Below are 24,812 nucleotides of genomic sequence, written 5' to 3' on the forward strand. Positions count from 1 at the left end.
CTAGCCCTTCACGGCGCCGGCGGACATTCCGGCGACGAGGTTGCGCTGAATGATCAGGAAGAAGACGACGACGGGCACCGAGAACAGCACGGAGGCCGCCATCTGCCCGCCGAAGTCGGTGCCGGTGTGCGGATTGGTGAACGAGGCCAGCCACACCGGCAACGTGTAGCGGCTCTGGTCCTGCATGAACGTGTACGCGAACAGGTAGTCGTTCCACGCCGCGATGAAGGCGAAGATGCTGGTCGAGATGACCCCCGGTGCCACCAGCGGGAACAGCACACTGACCAGCACCCGCCAGGTGGTCGCGCCGTCGATCTGGGCGGCCTCCTCGATCTCGGCCGGGATCGCCACGAAGAAGCCGCGCATCACCCAGATCGAGAACGGCAGCACGGTCGCGACGTACGCCAGGATCAGCGCCGCGTACGTGCCGAGCAGGTCCAGGCTGTTGAACATCACGAACATCGGGATCAGCAGCGCGGTGCCGGGCAGCATCTGCACGGCCAGGATCACGACCATGATGGTGCGCCGGCCGGTGAACCGGAACCTCGACAGCGCAGCCGCGGCGAAGATGCCCAGCACGATCGAGGCCAGCACGGTCACCGCGACCACGATCAGGCTGTTGCGCAGGTCGGTGAGGAACTGGTCCTGGCCGACCGCGTTGCGGAAGTTCTCCCACGTGGCGTGCTCCGGCAGGAAGTGCGGCGTCGAGGTCATCACTTCCGGTCGCGGCTTGAACGCCGTGTTGACCATCCAGTAGACCGGGAAGACCCACACCAGGCAGAAGATCGCCGCGAGGGTGTTGACCACCCAGCGCCCACGACGGCTCACAGGTCCTCCCCCGATCGGAGCAGATTGCGGATGTAGACCGCGGTCAGCGCGAGCAGCAGCAGCGTGGTGACCACCGAGATCGCCGCGCCTTGGCCGATGTGGAAGCCGACGAACGCGGTCTTGTAGGTGAAGACGCCGAGCGTCGCGGTGGCGTCGCCGGGACCACCACGGGAGACCAGCCAGATCTGGTTGAACACGTTGTAGTCCCAGATCACCGACAGGATCGTGACCAGCAGCAGGGTCGGCCGCAGGTGTTGCAGCGTGACCAGGCGGTAGACCGCGAACTCGGTCGCGCCGTCGAGCCGGGCCGCCTCCTGGTACTCCTTCGGCACCTGACTCTCCGCGGCGTTGAGGGTCAGCGCGATGAACGGCACCGCCTGCCACACGATCAGGAGCCAGATCGACGCGTACGCCCTGGCCGGGTCCTGCGCCCAGTTCAGGTCGGTGGTGTCGCCGAAGATCCGCACCTGGTCCAGCGCCCAGTTGACGACGCCGTACCCGGGCTGGAACAGCCAGTTCCAGACCAGCGACGACGCCACGTTCGGCATCGCCCAGGCCACGATCAGCACCACCGTGACGGTGTAGCGCCACCAGCGGCCGAGCCGGACGAGCAGGTGCGAGACGCCCATCCCGATCAGCACGCTGCCGGCCACCATCGCCGTGGTGAACAGCACGGTCCGCAGCAGCGACGCCCAGAACGTCGGGTCGGCCAGCAGGTCGCGGTACTGCTCGACGCCGACGTAGGAGTACGCGCCGGTGAACAGGGTCCGCTGGTTGTAGTCGGTGAACGAGGTGAACAGCAGGAAGCCGATCGGCGCGAGCGTCACGACGGCGAGCACCAGGCCCGCGGGACTCAGCAGCCACAGCGGCGCCAGGTTGCGCCGGCGGCGGGACCCCGGCCGGGGCCGGGGTGGTGCGGCCGGCGGGGCGCCGGCCGCATCACGTCGTGCGGTGGTGACGGGCATGCCGGGTCACTTGCCGCCGGCGAGAACCGAGTCCAGGTGCGAGTCGAACTCCTTGCCGGCGTCTGCGGCGGGCTTGGCACCGGAGGCGACGGCGGAGAAGACCTGGTTGATGCTCTTGTCGCCCTCGATGGTCGGCCACTGGGCGGCGGCCGGGGTGGCCTTCGAGGTCAGGGCCGCGGTGAAGAAGCCCTTCTGCTGCTCGTCGAGGCTGGGCTGCGCGGCCTGGATGCCCTCGGTGCTGTTCGGGATCCAGCCGTCGTTGCCGAACACGTTCTTGTCCTGCACCGCCGGGCTGGCGGCGATCTTCACCCACTGCAGGGCGAGCTCGGGGGTGTCGCTCTTGGTGGCGATGCCCCAGTCGGAGCCGCCGAGCATCACCGGCTGCGCCTTGCCCGAGGTGCCGGGGAACGGGAACGTACCGAGATCCTCGCTCTTGATCTTGGGGTTGGCCTTCTGGATCAGGCCGAGCGAGCCGGTCGTGGACAGGATGGCCGAGGTCTTGCCGTCCGCGAACACCTGGTTCTGGTCCGGTGTGATGGTGTCCAGGGCCCGCGAGGCCGCGGTCGAATAGGTGTTCTGGAAGGTCTTGAAGTCCTCCAGGCCCTTCTGCCCGGCCGGGCTGGAGAAGCCGCCCTTCCACGCGCCGCCGTCGCTGGTGGCGATGTCGCCGCCGGCGTCCCAGACGAACTGCAGGCCGGCGAACCAGTACTGCCCGGGCAGGTAGAACGGTGCGAAGTCGGCCGCCGGGCTCGCCGCCTTGACCTTGTCCAGGGCCGCGGTCAGCTCCGGGTACGTGGTCGGCGCCGCGGTGACGCCGGCCGCCGCCCAGGTCTTCTTGTTGTAGATGACCGCGCGGGCGCCGGCGAACCCGGGCACCGCGTAGAGCGCCTTGTCCACGGTGGCCGGCTCCTCGAGGCCGGCCAGCCAGGTGCGTCCCTGCTTCAGGTCGGCCTGGTACGGCGTCAGGTCGAGCAGGCCACCGTTGGCGGCGAACCCGGGCACCTGGGTGTTGCCCAGGTCGAGCACGTCGGGGGTGCCGGACGTGGACAACGCCGTACTGATCTTGGTGGTGATCCCGTCCCACTGCTGGATCTGCAGGTCCACCTGCGCGCCGGTGGCCTGGGTGAACTGGTCGTTGATCACCTTGAGGGTGGCCTCGGTGTAGTCGCCGTCCATCACCCAGACGGTGAGGCTCTTGCCCTCGCCGCGGGTGTTCGGCACGGCCTTGGGCGAGCCGTCGTCGCCGGACGCCGTGCTCCCGCCGCCGCCCCCGCAGGCGGCCAGGGTCAGGACGGTCGCGACACAGGCCGCGGTGGTAGCGATGTAGCTACGTCTAGGCATGAGGATGCTCCTCGGAAGGGATGCCGGAATATCAGAAGGCGGTCATAGTTTTCATGGCTCGCTGTTGCTGATGAAAATTACGACTGTCGAGTCCTCTAGTCAACAAAAACTTCCTATGTTTCGATCTCCTACATGGAACGGGGACTCCGGCACACCGCTGTGATTGACTGGCCGCTATGGCCGGATGTCCGCGTCCGACGGCGCGAGTGATGCGGTGAGCGCCGGGCCGGCCGCGGCCGCCCGCCCGCGCAACCGCAAGCAGCTGATCGTCGAGGCGGCCGGCCAGGTGTTCAGCGCGCGCGGCTATCACGCCGCGTCGATGGAGGAGATCGCCGCCGGGGTGGGCATCAGCGCGGCGGCGCTGTACCGGCACTTCCCGAACAAGTACGCGCTGTTCGCCGAGTGCGCCGACGTCATGGTGGACCGGCTGGTCGCGGCGCTCGACCAGGCGCCGCCCGAGGCGTCCCTGCACGACGTGCTCGCCGCGCTCACCCGGGTCACCGTCGCGCACCGGGCGGCCGGCGGGCTCTACCGGTGGGAGGCGCGCTACCTGGCGCCGGTCGACCGCCGGCGGGTGCGCGGCAAGTTCGGGCAGGTCGTCGACCGGGTCACCGAGGTGGTGCGGCGCGAGCACCCGGCGCCCGAGGACCGGCTGCGAGCGGTGGCCGCACTCGGCGCGATCGGGTCGATCACCATGCACCACACCTCGATGGGCGTCCGGAAGATCGAAAACCTGCTGGTGTACGCCGCGACGCGCGTCGCCGCCACCGACCCGGCCGCGGCCGCGGGCAGCGCGGGGCTGGTCGAACTGCTCGCCCCGCCGGTGCCCCGCACCCGGCGGGCCGAGATCCTGGCCGCGGCCGTCCCGCTGTTCGCCCGGGACGGGTTCGCGACCGTCACCAACGGGCAGATCGCGCAGGCGGTCGGGCTCGCGCCGTCCGCGCTCTACCGGCACTACCCCGGCAAGGTCGACATCCTGGTGGCCGCGTGCCTGCAGGCCGCCGGGCTGCTGGGCCAGGCCGTCGAGCGCAGCCTGCACCGGGCCGGCGACCCGCGCGACACCGTGCTCGCGCTGACCGCGGCGTACGTGGCGTACAGCTTCGAGCACAACGCGCTGACCAGTGTGGCCGAGGCCGAGCTGGGCGGGCTGCCGGCCGACGTGCGGCGGCCGCTGCTGCTCGCCCAGCGGGAGCACATCGCGGTCTGGGAGCAGCAGCTGCGGGCGGCGCGGCCGGAGCTGGACCCACGCCAGGCCCGGCTGCTCGTGCACGCCGGGTTCGGCGTGGTGGTCGAGGCCGGGCGGGCGCTGCGCTGGCGGGACACCGTGGCGCACCGGGAGGCGGTCACCGCGCTGGTGATCGGCGCGCTGCTTTGAGTTTCTTCAAGCCGGGCTTTTCACGTGCCAGGGCGGTCTTTTCAGGCGCCGGGGCGGTTGCCGGTCGGGATGGTGATCGGGGTGTAGCTCGGCGAGGTGCCGTTGTTCAGGAACAGCATGGCCAGGGCGCGGACGAACTTGTCGAACATCGAGAACCCGGTGGGCAGGATCGGCGAGAGCCCCTCCCGGAACGCGACGTAGGCGGGCCAGCCCACCTCGATCAGGCCCCGGGACACGAGATCGCGCGGCAGCTTCAACCAGTCGCCGATCTTGTCGCTGAGCACGTAGCGGACGAACTCGTTCAGGAAGCCGCGGGTCACACCCAGGTCGATCTGCGCGGTCAGCCCGAGCAGGATCCCGGCCAGGTCCAGGCCCTCCGGCGTCGGCGCGAGAATCGGGGTCAGCGCGTACGCGGACTGCTGTTTCGCGGCCGCCCAGCTCGCCGGGATGAAGTCGTCGCGGACACCCAGCAGGTGCAGCGCGACCTGCCACATGTGCAGGTAGGCCGCCTGCTCGGTGGCGGACATCCGGATGCCCCAGGAGTTCAGCCTGCCGTACACGAAGGTGCCGAGACTGTGGAACGTGATCAGGATGTCGCCGTTGCTGATCGGCCGGAAATCCTGATCGTCGGTGACCGAGCGCCACGCCGGGGACTGCGGCAGCAGGTGCCGGACCGCGGCGTGGGTCAGGCGCGTCTTGTTCGAGGTGACCACGAAGTGGCCGGTCGGCTGGAACGCGTCCGGCGCGCTCAGGTCGTAGCCGTACGTGAAGGTCTTGGCCGCGCGGGACCGCATCTCGGCGCCGCCGGCCGACCAGTAGACGTTGCGGGCCTCGCGCGGGATCACCGTGCTCATGATGCCGCTGCCCAGGCCGTAGAGCAGGAACAGGTAGAGACTCATCCGCTTGTTGAACTGGGCGCCCTGCAGCAGCTTCACCGGGTCGGCCCAGGACGGCAGCGTGTTCACCTGCTGGAGGTAGGTGGTGAGCCCGGCCGGCAGGCCCGCGGGCAGCGCGTCGCCGTTGTTGACCCACGAGTCGAACGCGGTGTTGACCGCCGGGATCTGCCCGTTGGTCAGCAGCGAGGCGACGAGCGGGTCGGTGGCGTCGTCCCAGACCGACCACGGGTCGGTGACCGCGTCGGTGCCGGCGATCGACTCGGTGGACGACCACGCCCAGGCTCGGGTGGGATCGGCGACGGCGGTCAGCCCCAGTGCGGCGCCAAGCGTCAGGACACCTCTTCGAGAGAGATTCTGCATTAGCTTACCTGCCTTGAACAGTGGGTTTCGATGTTCATCGCTATGTGATTTTCCATTAACATAGTGACGCCTCGAACCATCGGCAAGGTTGGATGTTTCCCTCTGCGGGTGTCCACACAGAACCTTCGTTGTCCGCTTTTTTCGGCATTAGTGATGCCGGGGCGGCGAAAGATCAACGGATACGACACCGTGGGGCTATGACTCTGCGACTCCAACCGGACCCTGCGACCGCTGCCGCGTGGAGGGCGTTCTGGCAGATGGCCGAGGCGCGCCTCACCGACGACTCGGCCGGCGCCAGCCTGGCCCTGCACGCGCTGATGCCGCTCGCCTCCGACCACCCCACGCGTACGGTGATCGTCGCCGTGGACGCGGTCGCCGACGCCGTCGTCGAGTGGTCCGACGAGCTGGGCAAGAACCCGGCGTGCATGGCCGAGACGTGCTTCACCATGCTGCACGGCCAGCTCGCGCCGCCGGAGCGCCTGCTGCTGTTCGCGGCGTACCAGACGTTTGCTCGCCATCGACCCGACCGGCGAGGCGGGCAGCCCGCACCAGGTGTGCCACCCGTGGCCTCCGCACGCCGGGGTGGCGTCGCTGGCGACCGCGGCGCAGGGCGGGGTGTTGCAGCAGGCGTTGACCGCGGCGAGCCAGACGCACGGGCTCGAGCAGCACCCCGCGCTGGTGCTGTGCAACGCGGCGCCGGAGGTGCTCACCCAGATCCTGTGGGGCCGCAGCCGCTCCGATCCGGAGCAGATGGGCCGCCTGCTGGCCGCGAAGAAGAACCTGGCCTGACGCACGGCGGGCGGGCCGGGTCGGGCATGATCCGCGGATGGATTTCACTCTCGACCCGCCGCGCGGGGTGGGCCCGCTGCACCTGGGTATGACCGGCGACGAGGCGCGGGCGGCCCTGGCGACCCTCGGGCCGCTCGCCGCCACCACGCTCGGCGAACTGGCCCTGAACCGCCCCGGCCACCTGCGCTTCAGCGTCGGCTTCGGTGCGACGCGGCTGGTCGACTCGGTCGAGCTGTACCGCCCGGAGCACAGCGACACCGTGAACTACCGGGGCGTCGACGTGTTCGGCCTGCCCGCGCTGCAGGTCGTCGAACGCCTCCGCGCCCACACCACGCTGGTCGCCGAGGACGACGGTTTCATCGCCCCCGACCTGCTGCTGTCGCTGTGGCGCCCGTTCGCCGCGGACGACGACCCGGCCGAGGAACAGGGGTATTACTTCCAGTCGGTGCTGCTCGCCCGCCCCGGTTATTACGACAGCCCCGCCGAGGCCGCCGCCCGCCTCGCCGCCGGTGGTGAACCCGGCTTCTGACCCGGCGCCGACTCGCCGATCAGGTCGCTTCGAGGGCTGTGGCGCGATGTTCCAGGTCGGCTGCGATGTCGTCCCAGTCCGGGCCGTGCAGCCAGAGGTTCTGGGCGGCCTCACGCATCAGGGCGGGATCGTCGGGGCGTTGGAGGATCACCAGCCGATAGGCCAGGTTGCGCACCCAGACCGGGAGCAGGCCGTCGACCAGGTTGGGGCACAGCTCGCGCAGCATCATCAGGATGTCCTCCGCCCCGGCGAACGTCAGCCTCTCGATGAAGTACCGATCGTCCCGGTCCTGCGCACATCGCGCCACGACAGTCGGCCGATACTCATCTCCGTAACGGCACCGGGCGTGCTCCACGAGCGTGCTGTGCATGGCGTGGATCTTAAGGCGGCGACGACGCCGTACAGGATGAGATCCTTTGACATCCTCTCCGCCCTAACGGACGGAGATTCCCTCCACGCTGCGCGTGGAACACGCCGCGTCCGGGTGGGTTACCGCTTCGCCGCGCGGTGCCGGGACGAGTCCTGGTCTTACCTGCGCTCCACGGTCGTTGAAGTCCGCCTGTCCGGCGGCCTTGATGTTCTTCGCGGCGTTGACGTCTCGGTCGTGGTGGCTGCCGCAGAGGCAGTTCCACGCTCGGACGTCGAGGGCCATCTTGTCGTTGATCCGGCCGCAGTCGCAGCACATCCGGGTGGACCCGAACCCGGTGCCGTCGGGCGGGCTGGTCGTCTCGTCCGCCGCCGGTTGCTTCCACAAGGAGATCAACGACACCACGGCGTATCTGAGCGTGTCGTTCCCGAGTGACCTCAACGTCGCCGGTGAGATCCAGGAGCCCGGCAACGAGTACAGGATCGAGGTGACCGGGTCTCACGACGGCGACGCCTGGTGCTGACCACTGTGGTCGCGGGCGTTGAGATCGAATCGGAATCGGCGGGGTTCCTATGAAGATCAACTTCTGGGTTAGCGTCCCGGCGTGAACCAGGAAAATCCCGCGCGGCCGGATCCTACGGCCGGTCCGGCGCCGCTGCCGCCGGCGGCCGATCCGCTGATCGCGGGCGCGCCGTCGAGCCTGCCGACCGCCTATGACCCGGCTCCGGCGGCGTGGGCCGAGCCATATCCCGCACCGCCCGCCTATCCGTATCCGGCATCGCCCGCGAGTTCCGGATACCCGGCCACCGGGTACCCACCGCCCGCCTATCCGTATCCGGCGCCGCCCGGGGGTTCCGGGTACCCGCCGGCCCGCTATGCGCCGCCCGGCTACCCGATGCCCGACCTGCCCGCCGGGAGGACGAACGGCGTCGCGATCGTCTCGCTGGTCCTCGCCGTCCTCGGTGTCATCATGCTCAGCATTCCGCTCGGCATCATCGCGCTGTCGCAGCTCAGCACGCGCGGCGGGCGCGGCCGGGCACTGGCCATCGCCGGATTGGGTATCTCCACCGCCTGGGTCGCGGTCCTCGCCGCGGTGATCTCGAACGGAGCGTTCAGTTCCGGCAACAGGACGACCGCCACCACACCCGTGAGCCTGCCGACGGCGACGGCGACGGCGAGCGCGACCGCGACCACGCCCTTCCGGACCGGCAGCACCTCCGGGCCCGGCCAGCGACTCGCCAAGGACCTCACACTCGGCGACTGCCTCAGCTATGTCGACGTGAACGGCAGCCCCGACGAGTTCGTCGTCCGGCTCTGCTCCCAGGACCACGGTGGCGAGGTCTTCGACATCTGGGCCCCGCCGTCCGGCGCCCATCCCGGCGACGCGGAGATGGAGAAGCTGGCCGGCAAGCACTGCGACAAGGCCCTTGATCGGTACGCGGTCGGCAAGTTCGCCGACGCGCAGCTGGTCTACATCTATCCCAGCCGCAGATCCCCGAAGCCCCGAGTGATCTGCATCGCGGTGCCGCCCTCGGGCCAGTGGACCGGATCCATGCTCTACCCCTGAGCCGGCACCCCGTCGGCCAGTCGGGACACCGGGCTGGTCGGGTCGACGAGGATTTTGGCGTGGTGGTCGGCTTTGGTGAGGCGGTCGAAGGCATCCGCCACTCCCCCGAGACCGACCACGCCGGTCAGCAGCGGGCGCGGGTTGATGCGGCCCCGGGCGATCATCCGTAGCGTGTCGCGGAACTCGGCGGGGTCGTAGCAGAACGAGAAGCGCAGGTCGAGTTCCTTGTTGCTGGCCATCGTGGGGCGGAACGTGTCCGGGCCCATGCACACCCCGACCACCACGACCCGGGAGCGGAACGGTGCGTGCGTGACGATGTCCTCGATCACGCCGGGCAGGCCGACGCACTCGAAGACGACAGCGCCGCGCGGGCCGGCGCCGAGCCGTTCGCCCAGCCGCATGATCGACCACCACGGGACGCCCGGAACCTTCTGCAGGGTGTGCAGCGCGTCGAGGCCCGCGCCGTAGAGCCGGGTGGCCGAGCGGACCAGGCCACTCTTGTCGCCGAGGACGTCCCAGGGTGACTCGGCGGCCGGGTCGACGACGAGGTCGGCGCCGCACGCGCGGGCCAGGGCTCGGCGGCCGGCGGAGTAGTCGCTGGCGACGACCCGGCGTACCCCGGAGGCTTTGAGCATCAGGGTCACCGCGAGGCCGATCGGGCCGCAGCCGATGACGACCGCGGCGTCGCCGGCGGCGACGGTGCCGCGGCGGACCGCGTGGTGGGCGACGGCGAGCGGTTCGGTGAGCGCGGCCAGGTCCGGGTCGACGCCCGCCGGTACCGGCATGGTGGCGTCCTCGGCGACAAGGACATATTCCGCGTACGCACCGGGAGCATGCTCGGACAGCCCGAGCATGTGCACCTCGTCGCCGTGCCGGATCAGCGGCAGGGACACGACCGGCTGGCCCGGTTTCCAGCGGCGCCGGCAGCCGGGGCCGTAGGCGTCGACGGTGCCGGTGAACTCGTGCCCCATCACCACCCGGTGGGCGCGCCGCATGAAGTCCGGGTAGCCGACCTCGGCGGCGACGTCCGCGCTGGCGTCGGCCTCGAAGCGGACGTGCAGGTCGGAGCCGCAGATCCCGGCCCGGGTGACGCGCAGCCGCACCTGCCCGGGGCCGGGTTCGGGCCGCGGCACCTCGGCCACCTCGAGCACACCGTCATGCACGGTCACGGCCCTCACGCGTGCTCCCCGGGCTGACCGGAAACGGACTGGCCGGGAGCGGGAGCGGCCACCGACGTGGCCCGCCGCCAGCGCAGGCCCTCCTCCAACCTGGAGCGGTTGGTGGACCACGTGTCGAGCAGGACGTTCTGCCGGAACGCCCACGGATAGCGCCGCCCCGCCCGCGGCATCAACCCCGCCGCCCGGGCCAGATACCCCGACGGCATGTCCATGAACGGCCCGGTCGGCCCCAGATCCGCCGGTACCTCCGGCACGACACTCTCCGCGCCGGTGTCGAGCAGCTTGCGCAGCAACCGGGCCAGGAACCGCGCGGTCACGTCGGCCCGTACCGTCCACGACAGGTTGATGTAGCCGATGCAGACGGCCAGGTTCGGCAGCCCGCTGAGCAGGGTCCCGTGATAGGCGCAGGACTCCGACAGGTCCTTGGCCATCCCGTCGACGGTGATCGCCACCCCGCCGAGCAGCTTGATCCGCAGACCGGTCGCGGTCACCACGATGTCTGCCTCGAGCACCGTCTTGTCGGCCAGCCGGATCCCTTCCGGGACGAAGCGGTCGACGTGGCCGGTGACCACCGACGCGTCACCCGACCGGATCGACCGGAAGAGATCACCGTCCGGGGCGATGCACAGCCGCTGCTCCCACGGGTCGTACGGTGGCGTGAAGTCCCGGTCGACCACCTCCGCCGAGCCGACCGCACTGATCGCGCCCTTGCGCAGCAGGGCGCGCATCCGGCTCGGGAAGCGCCGGCAGGCCTGGTAGAGCGCCCACTGCGCGGTGGTGTTCTTGGCCCGGGCGATCCGGTGCACGGCGGCCGGCGAGAGGCCCCGCCCCAGCAGCCGGGCGATCGCGTCGGTGCTCGGCTGGGCCAGCACGTACGTCGGCGTGCGCTGCAGCATGGTGACGTGCGCGGCGCCGGCGGCCATCGCGGGCACCACGGTCACCGCGGTCGCCCCGGAGCCGATCACGACCACGCGCTTGCCGGTGTGGTCCAGGTCGGCCGGCCAGAACTGCGGGTGCGCGAGCCGCCCGGCGAAGTCCTCGACGCCGGGAAAGCCCGGGTCGTGCGGCTTGTCATAGTCGTAGTAGCCGGTGCAGAACACCACGAAGCGGGCCACGTAGCTGACCGGCTCGCCGTCGCGCCGCGCCCGGATCCGCCATCGCGCGTCCGCACTGGACCAGTCGGCCGCCTCGACCCGGGTGCGGTACTCGATCAGCTGGTCGACCCCTGTCGACAGGGCGGTCTCCCGGACGTAGGCGAGCAGGTCGCCGCCCTCGACGATGGACCGTTCGCCGGTCCACGGGCGGAACGGGAACGCCAGCGTGTAGATGTCCGAGTCGGATCGGACGCCCGGATAGCGGAACAGGTCCCAGGTGCCGCCGAGCCGGTCACGTCCCTCGGCGATGGTCACGGTCAGTTCCGGACACTGCTCCCGGATCCGGTAGGCGACGTCGATCCCGGAGATCCCGGCACCGACGATCAGCACGTCGACGTGCGTATCCGTCACGGCAGCCCCCTCGTGTCACGAACGCGTGTTACCAACGCGTGACACGATCCTGCTGCCGATCCGTACGGAAAACTTGACCCTGCGCGACAATCAGCGGTCGCGTCGCGCGAGATCACCCGCCGGGGGCGCGGACCCGGCGTGGCGGCACGCCCCACCAGCGATGGCAGGCCCGGCTGAACGTGGCCTGCTCGGCAAAGCCGAGCCGCGCCGAGACGTCGTGGAACGGCAGGTGAGTTTCGGTCAGATAGTGCCGGGCGCGGTCCCGGCGAACCCCATCAACGATCTTTTCGTACGTGGTGCCGAGCTCCGCGAGCCGCCGCTGCACCGTCCGGGGGTGCATCGCGAGCAGGCCGGCGATGGTGTCCAGGGGCATCGCGCCGAGCACCGGGAAGTCGTCGACCACCGCGCGCACCCGCCCGGTCAGCTCCCCCGCCGCGGGCAGCAGCGTGCGCAGGTACGCCTCGGCCTGCTCCCGCAGCCCCTCCCGCGCCCCGGCGACCGGCCGGGCCAGCAGCTCGGCCGGCACCCGCAGCACCGACTCGGTCGCGCCGGCGTGCACCGGGGCGCCGAAGAACCGCCGATGACAGCCGGCCCCGGCGACCGGCCGGTACGACAGCTCGACACCGAGCAGCCCGTAGTCCGTACCGAAGAGCAGCCCCAACGCCCGGTGCAGGAACCCGATCCCGGCGTCCATCGCCTGCACCGGCGGCGCACCGGAGCCGTGCTGCCCGCGGTAGCGCAGCGCGATCACCCCCGGCTCGCCGCGCGGATCGGCGGTGAGGTCGACGTGCAGCGCGTCGCTGTGCACGGCCAGATAGCGCTCGGTGGCCGCGAGCGCGTCCGCGCCGGTCCGGCAGTTGGCCAGCAGCACGGCGAGCGGCCCGAGCGTGTCCAGCCCGTGGCTGGCCGCCATCCGCAGGCCCAGGTCGGGGCAGTTCAGCTCGTGCGCGGCGTGCTCGAGCAGCGCGGCGAGCCGCCAGTCGGCGATCGGCACGTCGTCGTGGTCGAGCACCGCGACGTCCAGCCCGGCCGAGCGCACCAGCGGCGCCGGATCCGCCCCGAGCTGCCGCACGACCAGTGCGAAGCCGCGGATGCCCGCCGCCCGGATGGTCGCCATGAGTCCCCTCGTCTCCGTTGCCGATGCTACCCAGCGGCGGGACGAGTAGGGTCGCGCCGAGACGCACTTGTTCAAGATCCGCAGGGTGCTGCGGTCAGAGGGGTACCGGGCCGTGGCCGACGGGCAAGAGACGACAACCAAGCGGCATGACAGCGTGCGGCTGGCGGTGATCGTGGGCGCGCTGGGTGTGGTGTTCGGCGACATCGGCACCAGTCCGATCTACACGCTGCAGACCGTGTTCAGCCCGGACGACCCGCACCCGGTCCCGGTCAGCTCGGCCAACGTGTACGGCGTGGTCTCGCTGATCTTCTGGTCCGTGATGATCATCGTGACCGTGACGTACATCCTGCTGGCGCTGCGGATCGACAACGAGGGTGAGGGCGGCATCATGGCGCTCATCGCGTTGCTGAAGCGCCAGGCCTCGACGTCCGGCCGGAGGACCGCCGCGCTGCTGGCCGCGGTCGGCATCTTCGGCGCGTCGCTGTTCTTCGGCGACAGCATGATCACTCCGGCCATCTCGGTGCTGTCCGCGGTCGAGGGGCTCAAGATCGTCGAGCCGTCGATGGACTCGTTCGTCGTACCGATCACGGCCGTGATCATCGTGGTGCTCTTCCTGGTCCAGCGGCGGGGCACGGCGGCGGTCGGCCGGGTGTTCGGTCCCGTGATGATCGCCTGGTTCCTCGCGATCGGCGGGCTCGGCGTGGTCGGCATCGCCGACCACCCGCAGATCCTCAAGGCGCTCTCCCCGACGTACGCGATCGGGTTCCTGACCGGCCACTTCGGCATCGCGTTCTTCGCCCTCGCGGCCATCGTGCTGGCGGTCACCGGCGCCGAGGCGCTCTACGCCGACATGGGCCACTTCGGCCGCCGGTCGATCACCCGGGGCTGGCTGTTCCTGGTGCTGCCCGCGTGCACGCTCAGCTACCTGGGCCAGGGCGCGCTGATCCTCGCCGACCAGTCCAACGTGAGCAGCCCGTTCTTCCTGCTGGCGCCGGAGTGGGCCCGTCTGCCGCTGGTCCTGCTGGCCACCGCGGCCACGGTGATCGCCTCGCAGGCCGTGATCACCGGGGCGTACTCGGTGGCGTCGCAGGCCGGCCAGCTCGGCTACCTGCCCCGGCTGCGGATCGCGCACACGTCGGAGTCGTCGATCGGTCAGATCTACGTGCCGTGGATCAACTGGCTGCTGCTCGTCTCGGTGCTGACCCTGGTCTTCGCGTTCCGCAGCTCGGCCGCCCTCGCCTACGCGTTCGGCATGGCGGTGACCGGCACGATCACCATCACCACGCTGCTGTCGCTCTACGTGGCCCGCAAGCGGTGGGGCGCGCCGCTCTGGGCGATCGGCGCCGCGGCGACCGTGCTGCTCGCGGTCGACCTGCTGTTCGTCGGGGCCAACCTGACCAAGCTGGTGCACGGCGCGTGGCTGCCGCTGGCCATCGCGCTGACCGCGTTCACGCTGATGACCACGTGGCAGCGCGGCCGCCAGGTGGTGACCGCCGAGCGGGAACGGCTGGAGGGGTCGCTGCAGGAGTTCGTCGAGGAGATCCGCAACGGCGGCGCGCCGACCCAGCTGGTGCCGGGCACGGCGGTCTTCCTGAACCGCGGCAAGACCACCGCGCCGCTGGCCATGCGGGCCAACGTCGAGCACAACAGCGTCCGCCACGAACACGTGATCATCATGTCGATCGAGACCGAGCCGGTGCCCCGGGTGCCCGAGCACGAGCGGATCGTCATCGACGACCTCGGCTACGCCAACGACGGCATCTTCCACGTCATCGCCCGGTACGGCTACATGGAGACCCCGGACATCCCGGCCGCGCTGCGGATGCTCGACCCGGAGACGACCGAGGGGCAGCTGAACCTCGACGACGCGTCGTACTTCCTGTCGAAGATCGAGCTGCGGCCCGGCGGCGCGGGGACGATGGCGCCGTGGCGCAAGCGGCTGTTCATGGCGACCACGCACGCCACCGCGGACGCGGCCGACTACTTCGGGCTGCCCCGCACCCGTACCGTGATCATGGGGTCCCGCATCGAGGTCTGACCGGTGATTTAGGGTGATCCGTCGCGACGACATCCCCTCCACACAGGACAGGACTCCCCGATGCCGACCTGGCACGAGCTCCGCGAGCACGCGCGCACCCAGTACACCCTGGAGAAGATCGAAGACGAGTGGTTCAGCGTGATCTGGGCGCAGGAGACCGGCCGGTCGCAGCGGATCGTGGTGAGCCGGTACGAGGCGTACGGCCAGGAGTGGGTCGAGTTCCGCAGCTTCGTCTGCGCCGAGGCCGAGATGAGCCCGCGGGTCGCGCTGCGCAAGAACGCCGACCTCAACATGGGCGCGCTCGCCCTCGACAGCGACGGTGACTACCTGCTCGTGCACCGGGCCGCGATCGCCACCCTGGACCAGCAGGAGTTCGCCCTGCCGCTGCAGATCGTCGCGACCATCGCGGACCAGCTCGAGCGCGAGTTCACCGCCAAGGACGACTACTGATGGCCGACGAGGTCTTCCTCCCGGCGGACTGGACGAACGTACCGAGCGGGCCGAAGCACTGGACCGCGGACTCGCGCAGCGACGACCCGGCCGCACGGGTGGCGCACGAGCCGACCGGCGCCGGCCCGGGTGACGGCAAGACGTTCCACTTCCTGTTCGGTTACAAGACCGCCAGCGAGCAGGACCGGTCGATGCTGGCCGAGGAGCTCGCGCACATCGACGACGACGTCGCCGTGCTGCGCGGGGCCGGGTTCACCGTGGTCGTCGACCGGCAGGCCACCCGGCAGGACCTGCTCGACGCGGTGGCCGCGGACGGCACCGCCGGGTTCTACTGGAGCTCGCACGGCGGCGCGGACGGGCGGCTGCAGTGCTGCGACGGCGCACTGATCTCCCCGGCCGACATCGACCCGGCGACGGTCACGCCCGGGCTGCGCCTGGCCGTGCTCGGCGCCTGTTACGTCGGGGCGTACGCGCCGGCCTGGCGGACCGCGTTCGGCGGCCAGCCCCTGGTCGCCGGGTGGGGCCGGCCGGTGACCCTGGAACGGGCCGTCGACTTCCTCGAGGCGGGACAGGACCCGGACGTCGGGCTGGACGACCTGATCGCGCGGTGGCTGCTCACCGACGCGCCGCTGCCGCCGGACCCCGCGGTCGCGGGTCTGCCGCCGGCCGCGGTCACCGGTGGTCGCGCCAAGGGGATCGCGCGGCGGATCCGTGGCTTCACCGGGCATCTCGGTGCCACGTGGGAGAAGCACGACAGTCACTACTCGGTGACGGTTCCGCTGCCGGCTGGTCGTACCCATCAGGTCGTGGTCTTCGTGGTGGACGGCGCCGAGCCGTTCAGCGAAGGCGTCGAGCTGTGCGGGATGGAGGCGCGGGTGGGACCGACGTCGGCGCTGGTCACGCCGGAGCGGTTGCTGGCCGGCTCGGCGCGGCCCGGATACGGCCGGATCGCGCTGGTGGCCGGCGAGACCGGGGTGCCGGAGATCGTCACCCAGTCGTTCACCCCGCTGGCCGGCACGTCGAGTCAGCAGCTGGCCGCGCACTGCTACCAGGTCGCGCTGCACGCGGACGCGCTGGAGTTCGAGATCTTCGGCACCGACGGCGACTGAGGCCTGCGCCACAAATTTACAGAAGGACCTTATGTAAATCGCCGGCCCGGGCGGATAGTTCACGGTGTTAACGATCTACCGCCCGGGGAGGTCCTCATGGCCACCGACGCCATCGCCGTCACGATCAAAAAACTCCTCGAAAACCTTCTTCAAACCCCTTTTCCGGTACGCCTACGTGCCTGGGACGGCTCGGAGGCCGGCCCCGCCGACGCCCCCGTGGTGACCGTCCGGCACCGCCGCGCGCTGCGCCGGCTGATGTGGCAGCCAAACCAGCTCGGCCTGGCCCGCGCGTACGTCGCCGGCGAACTCGACGTCGAGGGTGACCTCTACGACGTGCTCACCCGCCTCGCCCCGCTGCTCTGGCACGCCCCCGACCTGAGCGGCGTGCCGCTGCGCGCGGTGGCCGGCGACGCGCTGCGCCTGGGCATTCTCGGCCACCAGCCCAAACCGCCGCCGGAGGAGATGACCGTTTCCGGCGCCCGGCACAGCCGCGGGCGCGACCGGCAGGCGATCAGTCACCACTACGACGTCGGCAACGACTTCTACCGCCTGGTCCTCGGCGAGAGCATGGTCTACTCCTGCGCGTTCTGGACCTCCGACGAACCCGGCTACCACCTGGCCGACGCCCAGCGCGACAAGCTCGACCTGATCTGCCGCAAGCTCGAACTGCACCCCGGCATGCGCCTGCTCGACGTCGGATGCGGCTGGGGCAGTCTCGCCATGCACGCGGCCCGCGAGTACGGCGTGCAGGTCCTCGGCATCACCCTCTCCGCCGAGCAGGCCGACTTCGCCCGCAAGCAGGTCGCCGCGGCCGGGCTCAGCCATCAGGTGGAGATCCGGATCCAGGACTACCGCGACCTCGACGACGGCCCGTTCGACGCGATCTCCAGCGTCGGCATGGCCGAACACGTCGGCGCCGGCCCGTACGGCGAGTACGCCGCGATCCTCTACCGCCAGCTCAAGCCGGGCGGCCGGCTGCTCAACCACCAGATCTCCGCCCTGCACCCGGCCGGCCCGTCGAAGCAGCGCAGCTTCATCGACGCCTACGTCTTCCCGGACGGCGAACTGGCCCCGGCCGGCACCACGGTGACGCTGCTGGAGGAGGCCGGGTTCGAGGTCCGCGACGTGCACGCGCTGCGCGAGCACTACGCCCGCACGCTGCGCGCCTGGGTCGCGAACCTGGAATCGGACTGGTCCGCCGCGGTCCACCTGGCCGGCGCGGGCCGCGCCCGGGTGTGGCGGCTCTACATGGCCGCCTCCGCGATCGCCTTCGAACAAGCCACGATCGGCGTCAACCAGGTCCTCGCGGTCAAGGACCACCGCGACGGCACCAGCGCCATGCCGGCCACCCGCCGCGCCTTCCTGGGCTGAGTGGCCGGTCCTGGCGTCCGGTTCAGCCGGTGCAGGCGGCGCCGTCGATGGTGCACGCCTGCGGGGCGGCGTCGATCAGGGTGGCGCCGCTGACCGTGAACGCGACCGCCACCGAGCCGCCGGCCGGCACCGGTGCCGTACCGGTGTCCGGGACGAACGTCCAGGTGGACCCGTCCTGGGTCGCGGCGGCGCCGGTGACCGAGCCGACCCGCAGCGTCTCCCGGGGCAGGGTCACCGTCAGCGTCCAGCCGTTCGCCGCGGTGGTGCCGGGGTTCGCCACCGTCACGGTCATCTTGTAGGCGCCGAGCAGGCCACCGGAGGTCTGGTACGCCGCGGTCAACGGCACCGGGGTGGTCCCGGTGGCGGGCGCCGACCCCGCCGACGGGCGGATGCTCGGCACGATCGCGGCCGAGCCGGACGACGCGGAGGGTGACACCGACGCCGGCACGGCCGAGGTGGCCGCGGTGGTGGCGGTGGCCGAGGACGGCAGGGCCGGCTGCGGCCAGGCCGGGTCGGCCGAGCGCGGCACCCGGGGCAGCGCGGCCGCCGGATCGGGCAGCCGGGCCGGGTCGCCGGGGTCGCGGACCAGCACCACGACCAGCAGGGCGGTGCCGGCCAGCGCGGCGAGCACCCCGGCCAGCACGGCATAACGGCCGAGGCCACGCCGGGCGCCCGGATCGTGCACCTTCGGGGTCGGGGTGATGGTGAGCAGTCGCAGCACCCCGTCGAGGAGAACCACGGTCAGCGATCGCCGCTGCCGTGACCCGGTGTCGTTCATCTGAGCCTTCCGCGAATCGATCTCACAGCGAGCGCAGCCCGCTGAGCAGTTGTTCCAGCACCGCCGGGGACGCGTCCCGCTGGCGTACCTCGATCAGCCCGGCCGCGAGCAGCTCGCCCAGCAGCAGCCGGGCCGCCCCGATCGGCAGGCCCAGCCGGACCGCGACCTCGGAGAGCGCCAGCGGCCGGCGGACCAGCCGCAGCGCGGCCAGCTGGTCGGCGGAGAGCCCGTCCGGCTCCGGGGTCTCCGGCGGGCAGTGCACGATGGCGCTCAGCTCCAGGCCGCCGGGCAGCGCGCCGGTACGGCCACCGACCCGGGCGTACAGGCGGACCAGCGGGCCGGCGTCGTCGTCCCACCACGCGTCCTCGGGGCGGGCCATCAGGGGATCACCGGTTCCAGGTCGTGCAGCGTGACGTGCTCGTCGGTGACCGCGCCGATCAGGGCGGCCGGCAGCAGCACCTCGGCGTCGAGGCCGCCGTCCGGGCCGTTGCGCAGCGTCACCGCGACGTCCTGCCGGGAACCTTCCCCGCCTGGCCGCCGGCCCGCCCGGGCGGCGAACCGGCCGGCCGCGTACAGGCCCCACCAGGTGCCGCCGTCCGGCGGATCGGTGGCGGCCAGCACCCGCGCCGCGGTGGCCAGGTCGTCGTCGGTCATCCCGGGGCCGACGTCCGAGACCACCAGCCGGTATCCGGCCGCGACCCGCGCGCCGGTCACCCGGACCCGGGTCTCGGCCGGCGCGAACGTGGCCGCGTTCTCGATCAGCTCGGCGAGCAGGTGCATCAGATCGGTCACCGCCGGGCCGGCCAGGGTGACCGGTTCGATCCGCGACGTCGAGACCCGGCCGTGCTCGCTGATCTCCGAGGCCGCCGCCCGGACCACGTCGGCCAGCGGCACCGGGCCGCTCCACCGGCGGCCCGGGGTGCCGCCGGACAGCGTGATCGCCTTCTCCAGGTTGCGGCGCATCCGGTTGGCCAGGTGGTCGGCCCGGAACAGGTCGCCCAGGGTGCCGTCGTCGGTCTCGCGGCGGGCGAGGGCGTCCAGCACCCGCAGCTGCCGGTGCAGCAGGCCCTGGTTGCGGCGTTCGAGGTCGCGCAGCAGCGGGTCGAGCGCGGCGTGGCCGGTCGGCGCGCCACTGCGACCCGCGGCTCGGGCCGCTCCGGGCGCGACCGGGCCGGCCGCCGCGGACCGCCGGGCCAGCACCAGGACGACGACCACCGCGATCAGTCCCACCGCGCCGACCACGCCGGCCCGGACCACGCTGAGCACCGCGTCCCCGGTCCGCGCGTCGCCGGCCGCCTGGTCGCCGTCGGCCTGCAGCTGCCAGAGCGCGGTGTTGACCCGGTTGAACGCGGCCGACCAGGCGGGCGCGCCGTCCCGGCCGGCGAGCAGCGTGTTCTCCGCCGTGACCAGAGCGGTGTCGGCGGCCAGCACCCGGCGCCGGTCGGTGACCGCGGCGGGCAGGCCGGCACCGGCCGCGGCGAGCAGCACCCGGCGCGCGCCGGCCAGAGTGGACAGCCGGGCCCGGTCCGCGGCGGTGAGCGCGGCCGGCCCGGTCATCGCGGCCAGCAGCGCGTCCTGCTCGGCGAGCAGTTCCCGGGAACGGCTCAGCGCGGACAGCGCGGCCGCCGGCCCACCCACCCGGTCGGGGTAGACGGTCGGGGTGACCAGTCCGTCCGGGTCGATCAGCGCGGTGTACGCGTCGACCGCCGGCACCCGGGCGAGCTGCCCGGCGTCGACCCGGGACCGCAGATCGGGCAGGTGCGCGGTGCGCTGCAGCAACGCGTCGGCCTGCCGGGTGGCATCGGTGCCGCCCGGCCCGCTGATGGCGCCGTCCCGGGCGGCACGCAGCGCCTGCCGGGCCTGGTCGGTGCGCTCCCGCTGGGCAACCAACCCGGCCGGCAAGCTCACCGGCGAGCCCGCCGGCTGATTCACCGGCTGGTTCGCCAGCGGGTTCGGCGGGGCCGAGAGGCGGCGCTCGGTCTCCAGCGCCAGCACCAGCGTGCCGGCCGGTGCGCCGAGGCGATCCGCGGTGGTCCGCGCGGACACCACGTCCAGCGCGCCGAGCAGGGCCGGGACCGCCGCGGCCGCCCAGAGCGCGACCAGCAGCGTCAGCCCGGCGATCAGTTTCGTCCGCACGGTCATCGCATACCTCCGTGGATACTCCGGCCTTCAGGCCGGAGAGGAAACGGATTCCCCGCGGAGCAGGGCAGGGGCAGCCGGTTCGCCGCCAGGGCGAATCCGGCGTCGGACAACCGTGGTGTGCGAGTGAACAGGTGTGCTAATTTCTTCGGGTCCGGCCGGTGATGACCAAGCCGGTCGGGCCTACCGCCGGGCTGGCGGGAAGTTACGTCTGTGGAGATTGCAGAAGACCGATGGGCGGTCCACCGTCCCTCGCCGGTAGTCCGGGTCGGCAGCGATCGGTGAAGCAGAAAGCTCCACCCGCGAGGGTGGAATCCCCCTGCTTCAACTGGGGGAGATGTCAACGCTCGTCCTCCGGGCCGATCAGGGTGCGCAAACGGGTCAGCAATTCCTGGCGCCCGGTGACGCCGAGGCGCTGCCGGATCCGGGCCATGTGGTGCTCCACCGTCTTCGCCGACAGGTAGAGCCGCTCGGCCACCTGCTTGTAGGTGAGCCCGTCCAGGACCAGCGCGGCGACCTCGCGCTCGCGGTCGCTGAGCAGCTGCGGCAGCCGGTTGCTCAGCACCGGTACGGCCTCGCCCGGCCCGGCGGCCCGCTCCTGCAGCGCGCGGGCGCAGTCCAGCAGCAACGTCATCGCCTTGCGGTCCGCCGTCCGGATGGCGGCCTGCCCGGCCAGCCGGGCGCCGTCGCCGATCAGTCCGAGCGCGCTGAGCCCGTGCGCCGCGGTGACCACCGCACCCGGCTCGGCCCGGCCGGCCAGCACGTCCAGCCACTGGCCGGCGGCGACCGCGACGGCCGCCGTGTACGGGCTGAACCCGCGCAGACCGGCCAGCGTGCGCGCGATCCGCCCGGCCGCCTCGTGGTCCTCGGTGAGCACCGCGGCGTGCAGCCGGCTCCAGTGCAGCGGGGCACTCCACAACGGCGGGTTCCCGAGCGCGTCCAGCAGCCGGTCGGCCTCGGCCAGGTGCCCGGCGACCCGGTGCTGCTCGCCGAGGCGGGCGGCGGCCACCGCCAGCTCGCCCAGCGGCAGCAGCGTGAACAGGTCGACCGGCTGGCCGATCAGCGCGTGGCAGGCGTCCGGCCAGCCGCTGCGCAGGCCGACCAGGTCGCTGGCCCGGCGGCTGAGCCCGGCCCGCAGCGCGCAGGCGAAGAGCCGGTCCCGGCCGGGACGGCCGTCCGGCACCAGGGTGTACGCCTCGCCGACCCGGCCGCGCAGCATCAGCACCCAGGCCCGCAGCAGCCGGTGCCGGTCGGCCAGCAGGGCGCCGCCGGTGCCGGTGTGCACCACCCGGGTCAGCAGCGCGTCGGCGGTGTCGAGTTCGGCGCAGTGCAGGGCGACGGTGGCGCCGAGCGCCGCCGGGGTGTCCGGCAGCAGCACGGTCGGCCCGGCCGGCTCGATCGTCGCCGACGCCTGCACCAGCGCGGAGAGCGCCGCGGCCGGGGTGCCGCCGACCGACTCGGCGATCCCGCGGGCCATCAGCGTGGCGGCCGAGCTGACCAGGGTCGGTGGCGCGCCGCCCGGTGCGCCACCTGGGGAGATCGGCTCGCCACCCGGGGCGAGCGCGTCGCCGGCGTGGCCGGTACCGATCAGCGCGATCGCGGCGAAACCGGCGGTGGTCGGCGACGGTGACCACTGGTACAGCGCCGCGGCCTGCGCGGTCTGGCCGCGCTGGGTGAGCACGACGGCCGCCACGTACGCGGCCTCGGCCCGCTGCCGCGGGGCACCGGTGGCCAGCGCCTGGTCGGCGAGCCGGGACGCCTCGTCGAGGTCACCGGCGAGCGCGGTGGCCAGCGCGCGCCGGGTCGCGGTGCCCCGGCCGGCGCCGGCCGCGGCCGCGAACAGCTCGGCGGCCAGCCGGGGATCGTCGCCGAGCACCTCCTCGGCGGCGGCCTCGTACACCTCGCCGAGCCCACCGCCGGCGGCACCCGGCACCAGGCCGCCACCGCCGTCGCGCAGCAGCGGCCGGACCAGCGGCAGCACCGGCCCGCCGCGGGCCAGTTGCAGCGCGCCCAGCCGTTGCCGCACGTCGATGCGGTGCCCGATCGGGCCGAGCGCCGCGATCGCCCGCCGGGCCAGCGGCACCAGGGCGCCGTCGGCGCTCAGCAGGCCCGTCGCCCGGCCCGCGTCGACCAGGTCGGCGACCGTCGCGGCGTCCCGTTCCAGCAGCGCCGACACCAGGTCGAAGGAGTGCCCGGCGCCGGCCTCGGCGGCCAGCAGCAGGGTGCGCAGGCCGGGGTCCAGCTCGTCCAGCTCGGGCGCGAAGCCGGCCAGCGCGGCGACCGGCAGCCGACCGGCCGCGGCGTCGGCCGGGGTGAGCGCGGCGGCCACCCGGGCGACGTACCGCGGCACGCCCCCGGTCTGCTCGGTCACCGCGGCGACCAGCTCCGGTGACGGGTCCGCGACGGTCCCGGCCAGCCGGTCACGGACCTGCGCGGCGGTCAGCGCCGGCAGCCGCACCGGGGGCCGGGCCCGGCGCAGCAGGCCGACCAGCTCCGGCAGGCCGGCCGGGCGGGGCCAGGGCCGGTACGCGACGACGATCCGCGCACCGGGCCGGCCGGCGTAGAGCAGCAGCTCGTGCAGTTTCGCCGGGTCGTACCGGTGCGCGTCGTCGGCCAGCAGCACCTGCTCGGCGGCGCCGGCGGGCTGCCACGGGGTCGCCACCGTCACGCCGGCCCGCTGCCACACACCGGCCAGCTCGTGCAGCAGCGCGGTCTTGCCGTACCCGCCGGGCGCGCCGATCACGACCTGCAGCGGGGCGAGCGGATCAGCGGTCACCTGGGCGAGCAGGTCGGCGGCCGGGGAACCGGTCGACGGCCCGGTGGTCACCGGCGCGTTCACCGGTCGGCCGGGCGGATCGCGGCGATCGTGACCGGTGGGCGCGGCGGGCGCTCGGCGGTGGCCGGACCGGACCGGGTGACCTGCGGCCACGCGTCGGTCGGGATGCTCGCCACGGCCGCCAGCTCGGGCTCGTCCGCAGGCGCCGGCCGCGACGGCGGGGCCGGGCGGCGTACCTGGGGTCGCACGGCGAGCGCCGCACCGGCCGCCACCGTCATCAGCGCGTCCTGGTCACGCAGCACCGGCACCGGGAAAGCCGCAGTGAGCAGATCAGACACAAGGGTATATACGGGCCCGGAGCCCCCAGCGATCAAGACCGCGGAAAGATCACCAGGCGCGACACCGCAGGCGCGCACGGTGTGCATCGCGAGGTCCACAGTGGGCAGCAGCAGAGCCCGCGCGGCGGCCGGGTTCAGCCCGTCCAGGTCGAAGCCGCCGGGCTCGGCGAACTCGGTGCTGCCGAGCAGTTCGAGCCGGCCCGGCCCGTGCGGCGCCGCCACCGCCAGCTCGCAGGTCGACCCGCCGATCCGGTACGCCAGCAACGGCCCGCCGACGGCCGGCACCCGCCCGGCGGCCTGGTGGCTCTCCACCACCGCCCGGGCCCGGGTGACCAGCGCGGTGTGTGCCAGATCGGCCTCGCCCAGCGCGGAGTGCAGCAGGTGCAGCCGGCCGGCGCCCCAGCCCGACGGGTACGCGCAGGCGATCCGCTCGGGCGGCTCGTCGAGCTGCTGCCAGACCCGGTCGACGACCCAGCGGGCCATCGCCGCGACCATGCCGTGCGCCGGGTAGTAGTCGCCGCCGAACGGCATCGGCGTGCTGTCCCCGACCGCGTGCAGGTAGCCGCCGACCGCGCCGGCCAGCGGCTCCCGGCCCAGGCCGGCGGGCACCACGTCGCCGTCCGGGGTCATCACCAACGCCGAGGAGACCGTCCGGCTGCGCACGCCGAGCGGCACCGGCTGCGGCGGGCCCCAGCCCCGGCCGGGCCCGTCGGCACGCCGGCAGACGGCGGCCTTGGTGCTGCCGGCGCCGATGTCGATCCCCAGGACGTAGGGCACGTTGTCACTCCTCCATCACGTCCGATCGGGTGAGTCGTGACGTTCGTACCAGATGTCCGAGCCGGGATCGTCCCCCAAAAAATCCCCGGCGAACTTCCCCTAATCCCCTAATCCGGGCCCGGCCGCCGGCCCCCCCGGGTCCACCCGGAACAGGGGGTCGCGGCCCGATACCGGTGGGGCCGCCCCGTCCGTAGGTTCTGCTGCGGTACCGGCCCGACC

23 protein-coding genes are annotated in these 24,812 nt (G+C 72.5%); 9 read left to right on the forward strand and 14 right to left on the reverse strand.

The features are described from left to right. The 3 genes from Apa02nite_RS31525 to Apa02nite_RS31535 are packed head-to-tail and all read right to left on the reverse strand — an operon-like array spanning window position 1 to window position 3,134. Window positions 1-828 carry a carbohydrate ABC transporter permease gene (locus Apa02nite_RS31525; RefSeq protein ID WP_203828267.1) on the reverse strand — a complete coding sequence of 276 codons (828 nt, stop codon included), beginning with the start codon at window positions 826-828 and terminating at the stop codon, window positions 1-3. Then, a complete protein-coding gene (locus Apa02nite_RS31530) occupies window positions 825-1,793 on the reverse strand; it encodes a carbohydrate ABC transporter permease (RefSeq protein WP_203828268.1) in 969 nt (322 codons plus the stop codon). The genes Apa02nite_RS31525 and Apa02nite_RS31530 overlap by 4 nt, the downstream gene beginning before the upstream one ends. A 6-nt stretch (window positions 1,794-1,799) precedes the next feature. Next, window positions 1,800-3,134, reverse strand: a complete 1,335-nt coding sequence (locus tag Apa02nite_RS31535; protein ID WP_203828269.1) for an extracellular solute-binding protein — start codon at window positions 3,132-3,134, stop codon at window positions 1,800-1,802. Between the two features lie 184 nt (window positions 3,135-3,318). Between Apa02nite_RS31535 and Apa02nite_RS31540 the strand changes: the two genes are divergently transcribed. Then, window positions 3,319-4,509, forward strand: a complete 1,191-nt coding sequence (locus Apa02nite_RS31540; protein WP_239164694.1) for a TetR/AcrR family transcriptional regulator — start codon at window positions 3,319-3,321, stop codon at window positions 4,507-4,509. Between the two features lie 41 nt (window positions 4,510-4,550). On the opposite strand, the gene Apa02nite_RS31545 is transcribed toward Apa02nite_RS31540, so the two are convergent. Next, entirely contained in the window at window positions 4,551-5,765 is a 1,215-nt protein-coding gene (locus tag Apa02nite_RS31545) for an oxygenase MpaB family protein (RefSeq protein WP_203828270.1), read from the reverse strand. Window positions 5,766-6,272: 507 nt separating this feature from the next. On the opposite strand from Apa02nite_RS31545, the gene Apa02nite_RS31550 reads away from it, so the two are divergent. Next, window positions 6,273-6,554: a hypothetical protein gene (locus tag Apa02nite_RS31550; RefSeq protein ID WP_203828271.1), complete on the forward strand. Its 282-nt coding sequence runs from the start codon at window positions 6,273-6,275 to the stop codon at window positions 6,552-6,554. 37 nt (window positions 6,555-6,591) lie between these two features. Continuing rightward, a complete protein-coding gene (locus Apa02nite_RS31555) occupies window positions 6,592-7,083 on the forward strand; it encodes a hypothetical protein (RefSeq protein ID WP_203828272.1) in 492 nt (163 codons plus the stop codon). 19 nt (window positions 7,084-7,102) lie between these two features. Here the strand turns inward: Apa02nite_RS31555 and Apa02nite_RS31560 are convergent, their stop codons facing one another. Together Apa02nite_RS31560 and Apa02nite_RS52440 are read right to left on the reverse strand one after the other, a co-directional pair. Further along, window positions 7,103-7,453 (reverse strand): hypothetical protein, encoded by a 351-nt coding sequence (locus Apa02nite_RS31560; RefSeq protein ID WP_203828273.1) that lies wholly within the window; start codon window positions 7,451-7,453, stop codon window positions 7,103-7,105. A 63-nt stretch (window positions 7,454-7,516) separates the two neighbouring features. Beyond that, on the reverse strand, window positions 7,517-7,768 hold the full coding sequence (locus Apa02nite_RS52440; protein WP_373873071.1) for a zinc ribbon domain-containing protein: 252 nt from the start codon (window positions 7,766-7,768) through the stop codon (window positions 7,517-7,519). On the opposite strand from Apa02nite_RS52440, the gene Apa02nite_RS31570 reads away from it, so the two are divergent. Continuing rightward, entirely contained in the window at window positions 7,737-7,973 is a 237-nt protein-coding gene (locus Apa02nite_RS31570) for a hypothetical protein (protein WP_203828275.1), read from the forward strand. The genes Apa02nite_RS52440 and Apa02nite_RS31570 overlap by 32 nt on opposite strands. 81 nt (window positions 7,974-8,054) lie before the next feature. Then, window positions 8,055-9,017 carry a DUF4190 domain-containing protein gene (locus Apa02nite_RS31575; protein ID WP_203828276.1) on the forward strand — a complete coding sequence of 321 codons (963 nt, stop codon included), beginning with the start codon at window positions 8,055-8,057 and terminating at the stop codon, window positions 9,015-9,017. Here the strand turns inward: Apa02nite_RS31575 and Apa02nite_RS31580 are convergent. The 3 genes from Apa02nite_RS31580 to Apa02nite_RS31590 all read right to left on the reverse strand — a co-directional run bounded on the left by Apa02nite_RS31580 (window position 9,008) and on the right by Apa02nite_RS31590 (window position 12,817). After that, window positions 9,008-10,186 (reverse strand): alcohol dehydrogenase catalytic domain-containing protein, encoded by a 1,179-nt coding sequence (locus tag Apa02nite_RS31580; protein WP_239164695.1) that lies wholly within the window; start codon window positions 10,184-10,186, stop codon window positions 9,008-9,010. The two genes, Apa02nite_RS31575 and Apa02nite_RS31580, sit on opposite strands and share 10 nt — an antisense overlap. A gap of 5 nt (window positions 10,187-10,191) precedes the next feature. After that, entirely contained in the window at window positions 10,192-11,700 is a 1,509-nt protein-coding gene (locus Apa02nite_RS31585; protein ID WP_203828278.1) for a flavin-containing monooxygenase, read from the reverse strand. Window positions 11,701-11,812: 112 nt separating this feature from the next. Next, complete coding sequence (locus tag Apa02nite_RS31590; protein ID WP_203828279.1) at window positions 11,813-12,817, reverse strand: AraC family transcriptional regulator; 1,005 nt, start codon at window positions 12,815-12,817, stop codon at window positions 11,813-11,815. A gap of 85 nt (window positions 12,818-12,902) precedes the next feature. Here Apa02nite_RS31590 and Apa02nite_RS31595 point away from each other — a divergent pair, with 85 nt between their 5' ends. The 4 genes from Apa02nite_RS31595 to Apa02nite_RS31610 all read left to right on the forward strand — a co-directional run bounded on the left by Apa02nite_RS31595 (window position 12,903) and on the right by Apa02nite_RS31610 (window position 17,785). Then, a complete protein-coding gene (locus tag Apa02nite_RS31595) occupies window positions 12,903-14,855 on the forward strand; it encodes a potassium transporter Kup (protein ID WP_239164696.1) in 1,953 nt (650 codons plus the stop codon). Window positions 14,856-14,915: 60 nt separating this feature from the next. Then, window positions 14,916-15,305: a type III secretion system chaperone family protein gene (locus Apa02nite_RS31600; RefSeq protein ID WP_067703484.1), complete on the forward strand. Its 390-nt coding sequence runs from the start codon at window positions 14,916-14,918 to the stop codon at window positions 15,303-15,305. Then, window positions 15,305-16,414 (forward strand): caspase family protein, encoded by a 1,110-nt coding sequence (locus Apa02nite_RS31605; protein WP_203828280.1) that lies wholly within the window; start codon window positions 15,305-15,307, stop codon window positions 16,412-16,414. The genes Apa02nite_RS31600 and Apa02nite_RS31605 overlap by 1 nt, the downstream gene beginning before the upstream one ends. A gap of 96 nt (window positions 16,415-16,510) precedes the next feature. Further along, entirely contained in the window at window positions 16,511-17,785 is a 1,275-nt protein-coding gene (locus tag Apa02nite_RS31610) for a class I SAM-dependent methyltransferase (RefSeq protein ID WP_203828281.1), read from the forward strand. A gap of 22 nt (window positions 17,786-17,807) precedes the next feature. Here Apa02nite_RS31610 and Apa02nite_RS31615 read toward each other — a convergent pair whose 3' ends face one another. From Apa02nite_RS31615 to Apa02nite_RS31635, 5 genes are all read right to left on the reverse strand, one after another. Beyond that, window positions 17,808-18,563 (reverse strand): cellulose binding domain-containing protein, encoded by a 756-nt coding sequence (locus Apa02nite_RS31615; RefSeq protein WP_203828282.1) that lies wholly within the window; start codon window positions 18,561-18,563, stop codon window positions 17,808-17,810. A 22-nt stretch (window positions 18,564-18,585) separates the two neighbouring features. Further along, window positions 18,586-18,942 (reverse strand): DUF742 domain-containing protein, encoded by a 357-nt coding sequence (locus tag Apa02nite_RS31620; RefSeq protein WP_203828283.1) that lies wholly within the window; start codon window positions 18,940-18,942, stop codon window positions 18,586-18,588. Further along, the gene (locus Apa02nite_RS31625; protein ID WP_203828284.1) at window positions 18,942-20,705 is read right to left on the reverse strand and encodes a sensor histidine kinase; all 1,764 of its coding nucleotides are present in this window, start codon (window positions 20,703-20,705) and stop codon (window positions 18,942-18,944) included. The genes Apa02nite_RS31620 and Apa02nite_RS31625 overlap by 1 nt, the downstream gene beginning before the upstream one ends. 337 nt (window positions 20,706-21,042) lie before the next feature. After that, window positions 21,043-23,529 carry a helix-turn-helix transcriptional regulator gene (locus tag Apa02nite_RS31630; protein ID WP_203828285.1) on the reverse strand — a complete coding sequence of 829 codons (2,487 nt, stop codon included), beginning with the start codon at window positions 23,527-23,529 and terminating at the stop codon, window positions 21,043-21,045. An 8-nt stretch (window positions 23,530-23,537) separates the two neighbouring features. Next, window positions 23,538-24,593, reverse strand: coding sequence for a hypothetical protein (locus Apa02nite_RS31635; RefSeq protein ID WP_203828286.1), 1,056 nt, complete (start codon window positions 24,591-24,593; stop codon window positions 23,538-23,540). Window positions 24,594-24,812: the final 219 nt, after the last annotated feature.

This window comes from Actinoplanes palleronii, from assembly GCF_016862315.1.
Lineage (GTDB): Bacteria > Actinomycetota > Actinomycetes > Mycobacteriales > Micromonosporaceae > Actinoplanes > Actinoplanes palleronii.